This window comes from Haloterrigena turkmenica DSM 5511 (assembly GCF_000025325.1).
Taxonomy (GTDB): domain Archaea; phylum Halobacteriota; class Halobacteria; order Halobacteriales; family Natrialbaceae; genus Haloterrigena; species Haloterrigena turkmenica.
The window spans coordinates 3,563,274-3,578,478 of record NC_013743.1 but is presented as its reverse complement, the minus strand read 5'-3'; the positions used below and the strand labels follow the sequence as shown (position 1 = coordinate 3,578,478).

General features: G+C 67.6%; 16 protein-coding genes. 9 read left to right on the top strand and 7 right to left on the bottom strand.

All coding sequences use genetic code 11. The annotated features are described in order from the left end of the window. Positions 1-32 precede the first annotated feature (32 nt). Complete coding sequence (locus HTUR_RS17100) at positions 33-608, bottom strand: PadR family transcriptional regulator (protein WP_012944594.1); 576 nt, start codon at positions 606-608, stop codon at positions 33-35. A gap of 199 nt (positions 609-807) precedes the next feature. On the opposite strand from HTUR_RS17100, the gene HTUR_RS17095 reads away from it, so the two are divergent. After that, complete coding sequence (locus HTUR_RS17095; protein WP_012944593.1) at positions 808-2,364, top strand: heme-binding protein; 1,557 nt, start codon at positions 808-810, stop codon at positions 2,362-2,364. Between the two features lie 76 nt (positions 2,365-2,440). Here HTUR_RS17095 and HTUR_RS27520 read toward each other — a convergent pair whose 3' ends face one another. Beyond that, complete coding sequence (locus HTUR_RS27520) at positions 2,441-2,614, bottom strand: hypothetical protein (protein WP_012944592.1); 174 nt, start codon at positions 2,612-2,614, stop codon at positions 2,441-2,443. A 98-nt stretch (positions 2,615-2,712) separates the two neighbouring features. Here HTUR_RS27520 and HTUR_RS17090 point away from each other — a divergent pair, with 98 nt between their 5' ends. After that, positions 2,713-3,165, top strand: coding sequence for a hypothetical protein (locus HTUR_RS17090; protein ID WP_012944591.1), 453 nt, complete (start codon positions 2,713-2,715; stop codon positions 3,163-3,165). Positions 3,166-3,235: 70 nt separating this feature from the next. Here HTUR_RS17090 and HTUR_RS17085 read toward each other — a convergent pair whose 3' ends face one another. Beyond that, positions 3,236-3,619: a DUF5611 family protein gene (locus tag HTUR_RS17085; protein WP_012944590.1), complete on the bottom strand. Its 384-nt coding sequence runs from the start codon at positions 3,617-3,619 to the stop codon at positions 3,236-3,238. 126 nt (positions 3,620-3,745) lie between these two features. After that, the gene (locus tag HTUR_RS17080) at positions 3,746-4,759 is read right to left on the bottom strand and encodes a DUF7093 family protein (RefSeq protein ID WP_049941789.1); all 1,014 of its coding nucleotides are present in this window, start codon (positions 4,757-4,759) and stop codon (positions 3,746-3,748) included. 156 nt (positions 4,760-4,915) lie between these two features. On the opposite strand from HTUR_RS17080, the gene HTUR_RS17075 reads away from it, so the two are divergent. The 5 genes from HTUR_RS17075 (at position 4,916) to HTUR_RS17055 (ending at position 9,617) form a co-directional block, all read left to right on the top strand. Continuing rightward, positions 4,916-5,215: a DUF6432 family protein gene (locus HTUR_RS17075; RefSeq protein ID WP_012944588.1), complete on the top strand. Its 300-nt coding sequence runs from the start codon at positions 4,916-4,918 to the stop codon at positions 5,213-5,215. Positions 5,216-5,254: 39 nt separating this feature from the next. Then, positions 5,255-6,382, top strand: a complete 1,128-nt coding sequence (gene ygfZ / locus HTUR_RS17070) for a CAF17-like 4Fe-4S cluster assembly/insertion protein YgfZ (RefSeq protein WP_012944587.1) — start codon at positions 5,255-5,257, stop codon at positions 6,380-6,382. A gap of 77 nt (positions 6,383-6,459) precedes the next feature. Further along, complete coding sequence (locus HTUR_RS17065) at positions 6,460-7,647, top strand: MFS transporter (protein ID WP_012944586.1); 1,188 nt, start codon at positions 6,460-6,462, stop codon at positions 7,645-7,647. A 98-nt stretch (positions 7,648-7,745) separates the two neighbouring features. After that, positions 7,746-8,165, top strand: a complete 420-nt coding sequence (locus HTUR_RS17060) for a hypothetical protein (protein ID WP_012944585.1) — start codon at positions 7,746-7,748, stop codon at positions 8,163-8,165. A gap of 102 nt (positions 8,166-8,267) precedes the next feature. Further along, complete coding sequence (locus HTUR_RS17055) at positions 8,268-9,617, top strand: TIGR00341 family protein (protein ID WP_012944584.1); 1,350 nt, start codon at positions 8,268-8,270, stop codon at positions 9,615-9,617. 1 nt (position 9,618) lies between these two features. On the opposite strand, the gene HTUR_RS17050 is transcribed toward HTUR_RS17055, so the two are convergent. Further along, complete coding sequence (locus HTUR_RS17050; protein WP_012944583.1) at positions 9,619-9,813, bottom strand: hypothetical protein; 195 nt, start codon at positions 9,811-9,813, stop codon at positions 9,619-9,621. 113 nt (positions 9,814-9,926) lie between these two features. On the opposite strand from HTUR_RS17050, the gene HTUR_RS17045 reads away from it, so the two are divergent. Next, on the top strand, positions 9,927-10,178 hold the full coding sequence (locus HTUR_RS17045) for a hypothetical protein (protein ID WP_012944582.1): 252 nt from the start codon (positions 9,927-9,929) through the stop codon (positions 10,176-10,178). Positions 10,179-10,230: 52 nt separating this feature from the next. On the opposite strand, the gene HTUR_RS17040 is transcribed toward HTUR_RS17045, so the two are convergent. Next, complete coding sequence (locus HTUR_RS17040; RefSeq protein WP_012944581.1) at positions 10,231-11,628, bottom strand: FAD-binding oxidoreductase; 1,398 nt, start codon at positions 11,626-11,628, stop codon at positions 10,231-10,233. Between the two features lie 221 nt (positions 11,629-11,849). Between HTUR_RS17040 and HTUR_RS17035 the strand changes: the two genes are divergently transcribed. Further along, positions 11,850-13,283, top strand: a complete 1,434-nt coding sequence (locus HTUR_RS17035; RefSeq protein WP_012944580.1) for an FAD-binding oxidoreductase — start codon at positions 11,850-11,852, stop codon at positions 13,281-13,283. A gap of 51 nt (positions 13,284-13,334) precedes the next feature. Here the strand turns inward: HTUR_RS17035 and HTUR_RS17030 are convergent, their stop codons facing one another. Further along, the gene (locus tag HTUR_RS17030; RefSeq protein ID WP_012944579.1) at positions 13,335-14,762 is read right to left on the bottom strand and encodes an MATE family efflux transporter; all 1,428 of its coding nucleotides are present in this window, start codon (positions 14,760-14,762) and stop codon (positions 13,335-13,337) included. Between the last annotated feature and the right edge of the window lie 443 nt (positions 14,763-15,205).

Here is a 15,205-nt window from a genome sequence, read left to right as displayed (position 1 = left end):
CTATCGCTCGGTATCGCGCTCGTCGTCGACGGTCACTCCGTTTCTGTGTCCGAAGTGTCGCCGTCGTCGGTCGACGCCCCCTCGTCCGGATCCGTGGCAATGCCGTGGCGCTCGGAGAACTCCTCGGGCGTCGCCTCGATGCGCTCGAACGCGGCGTCGAAGTAGCGTTCGTGGTGACGGGCGAGCTGTTCGACGATCCACGCGCTGCAGGCCTCGTCGAAGCGCCACTCGCCGTCCCGGTCGGGAACCTCGAACCGCTCGTCCGTCGAGAACGCCGCGTAGACGTGAAAGAAGCCCAGGATGACGTCGGCGAAGTCGCGGGCCTTCTCGGCGCAGCTCTCCCGCCGATCCGCCAGCTCCGCGTACCCCTCGTCGGTGAGCTCGAAGTACTTCCGATCGGGTTCGTCCTCGCGGTCGATCCGCTCGGCCCACCCCTTCTCCTCGAACTTGTAGAGGATGGGGTAGACCGAGCCGTAGGACGGCTCCCAGTGGCCGCCGCTGATCTCGCGGATCTCCTTCAAGATCTCGTAGCCGTAGCGGGGCTTCTCCTCGAGTAGCTCGAGAACGAGATAGGCGATGAGTCCCTTTGGCGGCCCACTTTTCCGCATGTGCGCCTGAGTTACACGGGCAGACTGAAAGGAGTTCTGTCCCCAGGAGAGCCACTCGAAACCCGTCGACGAAGCCGCCGACCCTGGTGCCGGAAACCGAACGCGTTCGGCGTCAGGTCCCGCGTTCGCGCCGCTCGGCCGCCCTGCCAATCGAACCGAAACCCCGTCCTTCTTGGCCTTGCCGTCCCAACCGCCGTCCATGGAACGACGGCAGCCGCCACAGACCGAAGAGGGCTGGTACGTCCTGCACGATTTCCGGTCGATCGATTGGGACGCCTGGCGAGACGCCCCCGAACGCCGGCGCTCGCGAGCGATCGAGGAGGGAATCGAGTATCTCTCCGCCGCCGAATCGGTCGCCGACGCCGAGGAAGGCGACTCCGCGACGTTCGCGGTACTCGGCCACAAGGCCGACCTCCTCGTGCTCCACCTCCGTCCGACGCTGGCTGATCTCGACGCGTTAGAGCGTCGGTTCGAAGGGACGGCGCTGGCGGAGTTTACCGAACGCGCCGACTCCTATCTCTCCGTGACGGAGGTCTCGGGCTACATGTCCCAGGATTACTTCGACGAGGACGCGGAGGTCGAGGACACCGGCATGGCGCGCTACATCGAAACCCGGCTCAAACCCGAGATTCCCGACAGCGAGTTCCTGAGCTTCTATCCGATGGACAAGCGGCGCGGGCCGGAAGACAACTGGTACGATCTGCCCTTCGACGAGCGCGCCGAGCACCTCTCCTCGCACGGCGACATCGGGAAAGACTACGCCGGCCGGGTCACCCAGATCATCTCCGGCAGCATCGGCCTCGACGACTTCGAGTGGGGCGTCACCCTGTTCGGCGACGATCCGACCGACGTGAAGGAACTCCTCTACGAGATGCGCTTCGACCCCTCGAGCTCCCGATTCGCCGAGTTCGGCCGGTTCCTCTCGGCCCGCCGGTTCCCGCCGGAAGATCTCGGCGCGTTCCTCGCGGGCGAGCGGATTCCCCGAGAGGGCGAGGAGTCCCACGGCGAGCATCCGCACGCGGGCGGCGAGAGCGGTGGTCACCACCACGGCGAGAGCGGCGGTCACCACGAGGGTTCCGGTGACCACCACCACGGCGACTCGAGTTCGAGCGGCCGCGGCGACCACGGTGGCTCCGGCGGTCCGCACGGTGACGACGACGAAGATCTCCGCAGCGAACTCGAGGATATGGGCGTCTACGCCGGCCAGCCCCACGGCGAGGACGTCCACGCGGTCGTGCTCTACTCCGCGGCCGACGCCGAGGAACTGTTCGAGGAGGTCGACGGCCTCCGCGGTAACTTCGATCACTACGACACTCACGTGAAGACGGCCGTCTACGAACCGCAAGACGGCGGCGACGACAGCGAAACCGCCGTCGTCAGCCTCTGGGAGACCGAACGGGCCGCGAGCACCGCGGCGGGATTCCTCGCCGACCTGCCCGATATCGTCCGACAGGCCGGCGACGACGAGGGCGACTCCTGGGGCACGATGGGGATGTTCTACTCCGTCAAGCCCGAGCACCGCGGGGACTTCCTCGGCACCTTCGAGGAGGCCGGCGAACTGCTCGCGGAGATGGACGGTCACCGCAAGACGGACCTCCTGATCAACCGCGAGGACGAAAACGACATGTTCATCGCCAGCCGCTGGGATTCCCGCGAGGACGCCATGCAGTTCTTCCGCAGCGACGCCTTCTCGGAGGCCGTCGAGTTCGGTCGCGACGTCCTGACCGACCGGCCGCGCCACGTCTTCCTGGCCTGAGTCCGGTCGAATCAGACGCGCCTCGTTTCTGCTCTCCCTGCGTTTCGTCCTCGAGGCGCAACTCGAGAGCTCGAGACTACTGTTCGCCGTCGTAAAAGAAGTAGCCGGCCAGCCCCGCGATGCCCAGCGCGAGCGTCAGATACGGCCAGTAGCCGGCATCGCGGTCGGTCAGCGCGGCGTGGCCGGCGACGAAGATCGCGAACCCGAAGTGGGCGACGAGCGTCGCCGTCAGGAACGAAACGAAATCCATTATCCGGAGATTTGACGGGCCGACAATAGCCGTTTCGAAGCGTCGTCTCCCACTGCCGGCGAAAGCTACTCGAGGGTCCTCCGAATACCCTCTGAGTAGTGAACCGACGCGCGTTGCTCGCCGCGGTGCCGTCGATCGCGCTCGCGGGGTGTGCGACCCGCCTCGGGATCGCCGATCGCGTCGAGATCACGCGGAAATTTGTTCGGCTCCACCCGTGGGACGGCGAGGAGCCGATCGACGCGGTCGTGCGACGCTACGATCCAGACGAGGGGGTCGCCTACGACGACCCCCACGAGGCGATCGCCGACGAGATCGACCCCGACGAGCCGCTGGTCGTCCCCGACTCGATGGCCGATCGACTCGAAGCCGAGTACGAGATCGTCGAGTACCGAATTCGCGCCTGCGCGCTGGACGGCGACGACTGTCGGGAGACGACGCTCGTCCGCGAGGAATTCAACGCGGTCGAGGTCGGTGACGTCGTCGATATCGTCAGCCGGAGCTCCGGCGCCGGGCTGGTCAACATTCACGAACGACGCGAGGAGCGCGACTAGTCGTCGCTCTCGACCTCGTCACGAGACGGCGGCTCTCCCTCGAGCGGTGTTCTACTGCCGCTGTGAAGCCTTAGAAGTCGTGATCCGGATCGTCTTCGACGGACCGTTTCATCGAGTCGCGGCGGGCCTTGGCGTCCCGGGCGGTCGCCTCGAGCAGGAAGTCGTTTTTGATGTCGACGGCGTCGGCGGCGGCCTCGAGCTCTTCGGGGCCGAGTTCGGTCGGATCGCGCTCGTAGAACTCGACGCCGAGTTTGTCCTTCTTCCCGGAGTACTCGACGGTTCCGACGACGATCTTCTCGAAGACGGGGTTGTCGGGTTCGCCGATGACGTAGAGATCGCTCCCCTTGTACTCCTCGGTCCCCGTGATGGGGCCGAAGTACTCCTCGACCGTCGACTCCATATCGGGGATTCGCTCCTCGAGATACTCACCGCGTCGCATCTTGTACTCCTTCATGGATTGGAGATACACGGCGGAGTGTTTACCTCTTTTCATAGCCGACGTACCGACCAGCCAACACGCGCCTCGAGAACAGTGACGAGCGCGCGCTCTGTGTCGCGGCCGCGGAGTCGGGCGGACCTGTCAGCGGCGTTCCCGTTCGCCGAGGTATCCCTTTCGGCAGTCGGGACAGATGTCGCCGGCGCGCAGGGACCCTCGGTTGCCGTCCGAGACGTAGTCACACCGGGGACAGTAGAACTCGGTCAGGACGTCCTCGAGCGGTCCGTCGCTCTGGCTGGGCGTCGGCGCCGACCCCGCACGTTCGATTCCGCTGCCCGACGCGGCTCCGCTCTCGGCCGACTCGCGGTCCGTCGCCGGGCCCGCGTCAGGCGACCCCTGCGTTTCGGGTGCGTTCGGCGGCTCCGCGGTCACGGATCTGGCGTCGGCCGCCGCGGTCGACTCGCCGCGTCCGCCGGAGACGGTTCCGGTGTCGTCCTCGAGGACGACCGCGTCGTCGGTCACCGTCTCGTCGGGTTTGACCGGGTCCTCGAGTTCGGCGTCGATCGGGACGTCGGGGTCGTCCTCGCGGTCGCCGCCCTCGTCGGAGTCGGGCCACCCCGAGGGCTCGTTCTCGCTTCCGACGGGCGGACCGACGTCGTCGGAGTCGGGCCACTCGCCGTGGTCGCGCTCGCGGTCGGCGGGGACGCGGTTGTCGTCATCGTCGTCGAGGATCTCGCCGTCGTCGGTCACGGGGTCGCCGTTCTCGTCGGTCGGCACGTCGAAGTCGTCGGTCGATTCGTCCGCGGCGGCCGCCGGTTCGGCCGCCTCGGCGTCGATGAAGTCGTCGTCAGCGTCGTCGCCGAAGGCGACCTCGGTGCCGACCTCGTCGGCCGCGCCGGTCGGTGGTTCGACAGTCTCGGCGTCGCTGTCGGGTATCGCTGTCTCGGGTTCGGGCTCGGGGGGGAGCGAATCGGCGTCCGTCGCAGCGGAGAGGCTCGTGACCTCCGTGTTCTCGCTGAGGACGTTTCGGTCGCCACAGCGGGCACACTCTTCGAACTCCTGGACGGTTACGACGACCTCGCTGCCCCGTTCTTCGCGCTCGCGTTCGACTTCGGGGTCTCCGTAGTCGTGTCCGAGCAACGAACATCGAAGGGCCATTGTCTCACCGTACCCAGTCATCACATAAAAAACGTGCTGCCTCTGGGAACCCGATCGTGACGGCGACGCAACCGATCGGCGCGCGGACGATCTCACTCCGCTCATCGACCGAGCAACGACAAACGTCAAATCCCCGGTCGTCGAATACGCCGACGAATGAGAGCAAAGCGGGAGTACCGGGACCGAACGAGGACGCAGGTGGCGGTACTCGACGCGCTCGTCGATCGGGCCGACGAGGGGATGAGCGTCTTCGAACTCCGGGCGGCGGTCGAAGTCGATATCGACGAACTCGAGACGGCGCTCTCGACGCTCAAGGAGGACGGGCTGATCGTCGTCGAATCCGGGAGCAGCGAGACCGTGATCAAGCCCGACGAGCAGGTCATCCCCGAGGCGCCGACCGACGAGGACGACGACCAGACGATCGGCGAGTGGCTTCGCGATCGATTCCCCTTTTGAATCGAAACGCCTGAGAGGCGCAGGCACCTGTACACCCGTATGACCGTTATCGAGGCGATTCATTCGGAGCACGGGGCCGCGTTCGGCGAGCGCGACGGCCGAACGATCGTCGAACACTTCGGCCGCCCGGAACGGGCCCACCGGGCGGTCCGCAACGGCGTCGGCCTGATCGAGATGGCCTACGGCGTCGTCGTGGTCGAGGGCGACGATCGACTCGAGTACGTCGATAACGTCGTCTCGAACCGCGTGCCGGCCGAAGACGGCCGGGGCTGTTACGCGCTCGTCCTCGACCCGCAGGGCGGGGTCGAGATCGAACTCTACGTCTACAACGCGGGCGAGCGACTGCTCCTCTTCACGCCGCCCTCCGAGGCCGAACCGCTGGTCGAGGACTGGTCCGAGAAGGTCTTCATTCAGGACGTCGACATTCGGCTGGCGACCGACGACTACGCGATTTTCGGCATCCACGGCCCGACGGCCACCGAGAAGGTCGCCAGCGTCCTCAACGGCGCCGCCTCGCCCGACGAGCGCTACTCGTTCGTCCGCGGGACGATGGGAGACGAGGGCGTGACCGTCATCCGCACCGACGCGCTGACCGGCGAGGAGAGCTACGAAGTGATCTGTGCGGCCGACGCCGCCGAGGACGTCTACGACATTCTCGAGACCCAGGGACTCAACGCCGCCCCCTTCGGCTACCGCACTTTCGAGAGTCTCGCGCTCGAGGCCGGCTCCCCCCTCTTCGAGACGGAACTCGAGGGGACGCTCCCGAACGTGCTCGGCCTGCGCAACGCCTTAGACTGGGAGAAGGGCTGTTATGTCGGCCAAGAGGTCGTCTCCCGCGTCGAGAACCGCGGTCAGCCCAGCCGGAAACTGGTCGGGCTGACGCTCGAGGGCGCCGCGAGCGACGGCGAGGACGACGAGGACGGGGCGCCAGCGGTTCCCGACGCTGAGGCGGCCGTCTTCGACGGCGACGCCACCGTCGGCGAGGTGACCCGCGCCGGCGAGAGCCCGCTGCTCGAGGCCGTCATCGCGCTGGCCGTCGTCGACTACGGCCTCGAGAGCGAGGACTTGACGGTCCGCGTCGGCGGCGAGGAGGTGTCCGCGACGGTGACCGAGTTGCCGTTCGTCGACGGCTCCGACCGGTCCGATCGCCTTCCCGAGTACCAGTAACCTGATCGCCGAGTCGCGCCGCCTCGCACGCGATTCGAAACAGAACGTTTTCGCCGGGCGGAGGGGTACGACTCGACGTGACGAACGACGAGACGGAGCGGCCCGATAGCCGACGGAGTTGGCTCGTGGCGGTCGCCGGCGCGATCGGCATGGTGTTCACGTTCGGCACGCCGTTTTCTTACGGCATCTTCCGACAGCCGTTCAGCGAGACCTTTGCCGTCTCGCCAGTCGCGCTCTCGACGGTCTTCTCGATCATGCTGTTTACCTTCTTCATCGGCGCCGGCGCGGTCGGCGTCTTCGCCGCGCGGTTGCCGGCCCGTCCGGTGATCCTCGCTTGTGCGGCCGTCACCGCTGCGATCGCGCCCGCGCTGTTCTTCACGGGGTCGTATCTTGGTCTGTGCCTCGTGTTCGCGCTGCTCGGTCTCGCGCTCGGGACGGTGTACGTCCTGCTCGCGTCGATCGTCCCGCGCTGGTTCGACGAGCGACGGGGCGCCGCGACGGGGCTGATCTTCGTCGGCAACGGGCTGGGACTGGCCCTCCTGCCGCCGGTCTGGCAGGCCGTTATCGCGCGCTTGGGCGTCCGTCAGGGGTTCGCCGCCGTCATGGCGGCGACCGCGGTCGCGTTCCTCCTCGCGGGGATCGCGTGCCGACGCCCGCCGTGGACGGACGGCGCGACGGAGACGAGCGGCGACGTCCTCGAGTGGATCGGACGGCTGGCCGGGACGCGGACGTTCCAACTGCTGTTCGTCGGCATCGCGCTCGCGTTCTCGTGGTACCAGCTGCTCGCCGCGTTCGCGGTCGATCTCTTCGCCGCCCGCGGCCTGACGGCCGCCGGGGCCTCGACGGCGTTCGGACTCGTCGGCGGCGTCAGCATCATTTCGCGGATCGGTGGCGGGTACCTCGCCGATAGGGCCGGAGCCAGACGGGCGTTTCTCGCCTCGCTCGCGTCCGCGGCCGCCGGCGTCCTGCTGCTCTTCGCCCCGCAGTTCCCGGTGCTCGCCGTCGGCGTCTTCCTGCTCGGAATCGGGCTGGGCGGGACGGCGACGCTGTACATCCCGCTGTTGATGGGGATCTACGGCGCCGACAGGGGGACCGCCATCGTCGGCACGTTCAACGTCGCCATCGGAACCAGCGCGCTGGCGATGCCGCCGCTCGGGACCGCGAGCGTCGCGTACACCAACGGCTTCGCCCTCGCCGTCGCTCTCACGTTCGTCGTCACCATCGGGTCGTTCTGGATGATCGCTATCGGGACGCGCCGTTCCTGACACGTCGCTTCCGACCGCGTTCGGCGGCGTCGATCGCGGCTGTCGCGGCCGGAACTGGCCAGCCCCACCCTCAAGACCGGCGGGACTGTCGCTCCCGTATGGGCTCGAGTAGCGATACCCCGATCGACGCCGCCACCGACTTCGAGGAACTGGCTGCGCGCCTGCGCACCCAGTCGGACAACGCGCCCGGCTCCGACACCGAGCGCGTGACCATCCGCTCGCTCGAGGGCGTCACCGCCGACGCGCTGTCCGAGTTGCTCGAGGCGGAGGAAAGCGAGGGGACCGCGCCGGGCGACCTGGTCTTCGTCCTCTCGCGGGCTAACGCCGAACTGCTCGTCGAGCGCGAGTTCGACATCGACGACGTCGACGAGCTCGAGGACGTTCTGGGACAGGCGGTTCAGGTCGAAGACGAGATGCCCGATGACACGATCCTCCTGCTGGATCCGGACGCGGTCGAGGCCGAGGAGATCCGCGATCCGGACGCCATCGCCTGCGGGATCGTCGGTACCGACCACTGACGCCGTTCGCACGAGTCGCTGCGGTCTCGCTCACCCTCCCGTCCCCGCCTCCCCGTCTCCTGCCGCCCGTACTACTTTCTACGAATTCGCTGTGGCCACCGTATGCGATATCTGGAGGTAACGGTGCCCGAGGGGAAGCGGGAGGTCGTCCTCGAGATCCTCGAGGACGAGGGAATCGACTACGTCGTCAGCGACGAGACCAGCGGTCGGGGGTACGCCGCCGTCGTCCGGTTTCCGGTCCCGACGCGGGCCGTCGAACCGCTGCTCGACCGGTTGAAGCGGGCGGGGATCGGCGACGAGGCCAGCGTCGTCGTGATCAACGCGGAGACGGTCCTCTCCGAGCAGTTCTCGACGCTCCGGGACCGGTACAGTCGGGGCGGCCAGCTGGGCGCGCGCACCTCGAGGCAGGTGTTGCGCACGAAGGCCGACGAACTGACGCCCCCGTTTTCGATCTACACCGTCATGCTGCTGATCAGCGCCGTCGTCGCCACTGCCGGGCTGCTGGCCGACTCGCCGGCGGTCGTGATCGGCGCGATGGTCATCGCGCCCCTACTCGGACCCGCGCTCGCCGCCAACGTCGGCATCGTCACCGGCGACGCTCGCCTCAAGTCGACCGGCTTCAGGTACCAGATCGTCGGCGTGGCGATGGTCGTCGTCGCCTCGATCGCCCTCGCGACGCTCGCTCGGTTCGCCGGCCTCGAGCCCGCGGGGGTCGACATCGTCGTCGCCACCGAACTCGAGGAGCGGGTCGCGCCCAACCTGTTCTCGCTCGCGGTCGCGCTGGGCGCCGGGATCGCCGGTATCCTGAGTCTCACGCGGGGGTTCTCGGAGGCCATCGTCGGCGTCATGATCGCCGCGGCGCTCATTCCGCCGTCGGCCGCGGTCGGGATCACGGTCGCCTGGGGGATGTACGGCGCGGCGATCGGCGCCGCCGTCCTCGTGATCGTCAACCTCCTGTCGATCAACCTCGCCGCGCTGGCCACGCTCTGGATCGCCGGCTACCGCCCCCAGGGACTGTTCGAGGTCTCACCCACGCGGACGCCGACCTACACCTACGCGGCGATCTTCGGCGTCGGACTGCTGGTGCTCGCGGCGCCGCTGGCCGGCGTCACCCTGCTCGAGTTCCACACGACCGAACTCGAGTCGGCGGCCGAAGAGGAGGTCGAGGCGGTGCTCGCGGAACCGCAGTACGACGGCCTCGAGTCGGACGACGTCGCGGTCGAACTCGACGGCGACTACCCGATCCAGTCGGTCGAGCGGGTCGTCGTCACGGTCACCACTCGGAATCCGGAACCGGAGTCGGGGCTGGCGGATCGGCTCTACGAGGAGATCGAACCCCACAGCGACGACTCCCTGATCGTCGAGGTGCAGTACATCGTCTCCGAGGAGCGCGGCGAGGACGACGACACCGACGCTCAGCGGGTGACGATTCGGACCGCCGACGGGACGTGACTCACTCGCGTCCGCCCAATCCCGCCCCCAGCGCAACGCCGAGCGCGACGCCGACCGGAATCCAGAGTCCGAGATCGTCGGTCGCGACGCCGATAGCGACACCGATCGACAGCCCGATCGCGATTCCGACTCCGAGTTCGTCGCCGTCGAACCCGTCGTCGCTTCCCCCGTCCGTCGACGCTACTGGCTCGTCCATACCCCACGACGGTGTCGGGGGATAATAGATGTAAGTTTTCTACTACTTTCCAGAGATCCGGAGCGAGAGGTAGGTGGTGAGGACTTATGGTGATGGAGTTCTAACAATTTACCATGGAACGTAACGCCGTCCAGAATCGATACGTCCAGCGGTCGACGTGGACGACGCTGAGTTGCGAGACGCTCTCGGCACTGACGACCGTCCTCGCCCTCGCGTTCGCGGCGTCGCTGCTGACCGCGTCGATCGGCGTCCCCGAGGACGTCGTCACAGTCGCAATCGTAACCGTCGGGATCGTCGCCGTCGGACTCGCGCTTACGCGCCTGTTCACCTACCTCGAAGCGAACGGACTGCCCGTCCTCGAGTAACGCCGCTTCTCACCGACCCGGCGGCGATCCGGAACTGCGGCCGTCGAGTCCGTTAGACGGCCGGTTCGACGTTCTGGTTCATCCGGAACAGGTTCTCCGGATCGTACGCCGTCTTCACGTCGACCAGTCGGTCGTAGTTCTCACCGTAGCCGAGGTTCTCCTCGCCTTCGCGCTCGCTGATGAAGTTCACGTAGACGCCGCCGGTCGCGTACGGCGCCATGGCGTCGAAGAACTCTCTGGACCAAGCGATACACTGGTCGTCCATCGCGGGGTCCTCCCAGCGCGTGTGGACGTTCATCCCGTACTCCGCGTCGCGGTGGGGGAAGGCCGTCGCGTCCGCTGGAACCCGCCCCATCGCGCCGCCGATCTGTCCAAAGAAGATTTCGGATTGGGCCGTCGGCAGGTTCCGCGCGTACTCGACGACGGTATCGATCGCCTCGTCCGGAATCGTACTGAAGTTGTGTGACTTCCAGTAGTTTCGGGCCCCTTCGGTGAGCAGCGGGTCGAACGCCTGTTGGAACTCGGCGTATCGGTGTGGGCCGACGACGTCGGCGACCGGGTCACCGTACTCCCGAATCGGGGCCAGCACCGCTTCGCCCTCGGTGATGTCGCCGGCATAGAACGGCACCACCACGATCACGTCCTCGCCGTGGATGTGCTCCGGCAGAAACGGGAGCGGCGGCGCCTTGCGGAGGACGACCCAGACGGTCGATTCGTCCGGCGCGTCCTCGTTGAAGTCACGCACGTGTCGGAGGACGTCCGGGGCGTCCTCGCCGCGGTAGACGACCATTCCGGTGAGCACCTCCGGACCGACTTCGTGGAGCTCGAACTCGAAGGACGTGACGACGCCGAAGTTGCCGCCGCCGCCGCGAATTCCCCAGAAGAGATCCGGGTTCTCCGTTTCGCTGGCGTGACGGAGTTCGCCGTCCGCCGTGACGACGTCGACCGATCGCAGGTTATCCACGGTCATGCCGTACCTCCGGGTGAGCCAGCCGAATCCACCGCCGAGCGTCAGCCCGGCCACGCCGGTCGTCGAGTTGATTCCCAGAGGGGTCGCGAGTCCGAACGCCTGCGCCTCGTGGTCGAAATCGGCGAGCGTCGCACCGGGCTCGACTCGAGCCGTCTTCCGTTCGGGGTCGACGCGAACCGATCGCAGCCGCGAGAGGTCGAGCAGCAGACCGTCGTCGCAGACCGCGTTGCCGGCGATGTTGTGGCCGCCACCGCGGATCGCCAGCAGCACGTCGTGTTCGCGGGCGAAGTCCACCGTCGCGATCACGTCCGACACGCCCATCGCGCGGACGATGGCCGTCGGATACCGGTCGATCATGCCGTTCCAGATCGCTCTGGCGTCGTCGTAGTTCGGATCCTCCGGTCGGAGCAGGTCGCCGCGAAGCCCCTCGCCGAATCCGTCTATTGCACCGTCGTCTACGGGTGTGGTCGTTACTGCCATCGTCCCTCAGTACCCATAGGTCACCGGCGGCGATATAGATGCACATAATTAATAATTAAGATATGATCCCCACGGGAACAGTCTCGAGAAGCGCGTCGGACGGCCGTGATCCGAGCGTTGGCTCCGCAGTTTCGGACGGCGCCCGACCGTCATATCCGGGCGGTTGACCGTCGTGTAAACGGCCAAACTAGCTTATCGTCGCAGACGGCGTATCGTGTACCATGGGAACAGTGCACAAAACACCCGGTGAGGAAGCGCTCGCAAACGTCCCGGGCGGTGCGGTTCGATCGTTCGACGCCGAGTTCGCCGGCGACGTCGTCCTTCCGGCGGACCCGGAGTACGGACGGGAACGGCAGGTCTGGAACGGGATGATCGACCGGTATCCGGCGATCGTCGCCCGCTGTACCGGCGTCGCCGATGTCGTTGCGGCCGTGACGTTCGCCCGCGAGCAGGGGCTCCCGCTCGCGGTTCGGGGCGGCGGCCACAACGTCGCCGGAACGGCTGTCTGCGACGGCGGCCTCGTCGTCGACCTGACGCCGATGAACGCCGTCCGCGTCGATTCCGAGGAGCGGACGGTCCGCGTCGAGGGCGGCGCGACGCTCGGGGACGTCGACCGCGAGACGCAACTGTTCGGCCTCGCGACGGCGCTCGGCGCCGTCTCGCAGACGGGCGTCGCCGGGCTGACGCTCAACGGCGGCTACGGCCACCTGAGCCGGCAGTACGGGCTGGCACTGGACAACCTCCGTAGCGTCGACGTCGTGACCGCGGACGGGCAGGTTCGCACCGCCAGCGCCGAACGGAACGCGGATCTGTTCTGGGGTCTCCGCGGCGGCGGTGGCGCTCTCGGCGTCGTCACGTCCTTCGAGTTCGAGCTCCACGAGGTTGGTCCCGAGGTGTACGCCTTCTTCGTCTGGTTCCACGCCGACGACGCGGCCGCCGTGATGGATCGCTACCTCGAGTGGACCGCCGACGCACCCCGCGAGGCGGGCGTGCTCGCCTTCGCCGCGCACGTGCCCGCCCTCGAGGAGTTCCCCGAGGAGACGTGGGGCGAGCCCGCGGTCGCCATGCTCGGCTCCTACCGCGGCGACCTCGAGGACGCCGACGAGGTCTTCGGGGCGCTCCGGGAGAGCGCGACGCCCATCGCCGATCTCAGCGGCACGATGCCGTACGTCGCCCTGCAGTCGATGCTCGACGAGGACTATCCCGACGGCCTCCGGTACTACTGGAAGTCGATCTACCTCACCGACGTGACCGACGAGGTCGTCGACGTCATGCTCCGGTACAACGAGTCGACGCCGTCGGCGCTCTCGACGATCGACCTCTGGCACCTCGACGGCGCGGTCGGCGAGGTGCCGCCGGACGCGACCGCGTTCCGACACCGCGACAAGCCGTACATGCTCACCATCGAAGCGAACTGGGAGGACCCGTCCGGGGACGACGCGAACGTCGACTGGGCGCGGGCCGCCTTCGCCGAGGTCGAGCGGCTGCCGGTCGCGTCCGGCCGATACGGAAACTTCCCAGGTCTGAACGAGGATCCCGTCGAACGGCGCTTCGGGGACAACTACGAGCGGCTGGTCGACCTCAAGACCGAGTACGATCCGACGAACCTGTTCGGAACGACCGGGACCGTCGCGCCGCGAACCGCGGCCGACTGACGGCTGCGTTTTCCGCGACAGTCCTCGACTGCATCGGCACTGTCATCGGCGTCAGCTCGCTTCGGACGACGGTCGGTACCGCCGACTCACGACCTTCCAGCGGCCGCTGTGGAACAGCCAGTAGTTGATCCCGCCGGGGACGGCGGTCTCGAGCAGCAAGGCGAGATAGAGGCCCGTGATGTCCAGCGCGGTCACCAGCCCCAGCGCGGCCGCCGGCAGGGCGAAGCCGTAGCGGCCGACCAGCGAGGCGACGAACGGCCACCGGGTGTCACCGGCGCCAAGCAGCGCGCCGGAGGCGGCGCCGTCGATGCTGAAGCCGATCGAACTGACGGCGCCGACGGCGACGAACGCGCCCGCGAGCGCGCGTCCGTCCGGTCCCACGAACAGGCTCGCGATCGGCTCCGCGAAGACGACGACCAGAACGGCGATCGCCGCGTAACAGAGCGCCGAGAGCCGGATGATCCCCGTGCCGTAGGCGTCGGCCCCGTCCTCGTCGTTCGCGCCGAGTCGCTGGCCGACCAGCGAACTCGCGGCCAGCGAGAGCCCCCAGTTGACGCTGTTGATCAGCGCGCGCACCCGCCGGCCGACCTCGAGGGCGGTGACGACTACCGGTCCGAAGGAGCCGGCCACCCACAGCAGCGGGAAGACGACGATCCCCTGGGCGAGCCGGCGGCCGATCTCCGGCGCGGAGATCTCGACGATCTGGGCCAGCAGCGTCGGCTCGAGCCACGGTCCCGATCGCGCGAGCGGAACCGGGCTGGACTCCATCCCGAGGACGCCGTAGGATCGGCCGACCATTCCCCACGCGAGGACGACCGTCACGAACCCCGTCGAGAGCGTGGTGCCGATCGCCGCGCCGGCGACGCCCAGACCGAACCCGAAGATGAGCAGGCCGCTGATGAGGATATTGAGCGCGGCGCCGCCCGCGCGGGCGACCATCTCCGTGAACGTGTCGCCGACGCCGGTGTAGGTGCGACTGGCGATCAGGTTGAGCAGTTCGAACAGGACCGCCGGCGCGACGAAGGTCAGGTAGGTCGCGCCGTGTGCGATCGATTCCGGCTCGGCGTCGAACAGCCCGATCAGCGGGTCGGCAAAGAGCAGAAACGCGGCCGCGAGCGGGAGCGCGATCCCGACGGCCAACAGGACGCTCTGGGTGACCACCAGCGAGGCGCGGCCGGTCTCCTCGCCGCCGTAGTTCTGCGAGACGAGGCTGATGGTGCCGCCCGCGAGTCCGAGGCCGAGCATCGTGACGATCTCCCAGAAGGCGAGCGCGTACGCCAGCCCCGCGGTGCCGGCCGTGCCGACCGCGATGCCGACCATCGCGAGGTCCGCCGTCTGCTTGGACATGATCGCGAAGCCAGTGACGATCCGAGGCCACGCGAGGTCGACGGTCGGCCGGAACCGCTCGGCGTCGATAATTCCGAGGCGCTCGAGTGCGCTTGTGACGTACTCGATCGCGTCGGTCTCCCGGCCCGTCATCTACTGGGCGTAGCCGGAGGGACGCCTTCGGTCTATCGGCTGCGACTCTCGATCCGGTTAGCGGTTCCGCTCTCACGGAACTCCGATCCAGTCGATCGGACTCGCTCAGTGACGCGGTCTACAACTCGTGGAACGACCACCCGGCGCGCGCTGTCGATCGTGTCCGAACGACAGTGAGGGCCGATCGATGCCATCGTGCGAGGGATGAGCGACCGAAGGGAGCGAATCGGTTGGGGAGGGTGTGGAAATCCCCGTCGCCACGGTAGCAGAACGCGTATCTTCAGTCACACTCCTTCGAATGTGGTACTCGGCTGCGGTGTGTCTTGAATGGACTCGAGAAGTGTTCTGCTACTCCTGGCAACAGGGAATCGTCTCGTCCTCCCCAACCGATTTCTGCTCACGGATGCGAAGCATCCGTTCGCACGGTTCGCGGGACCGTCGGT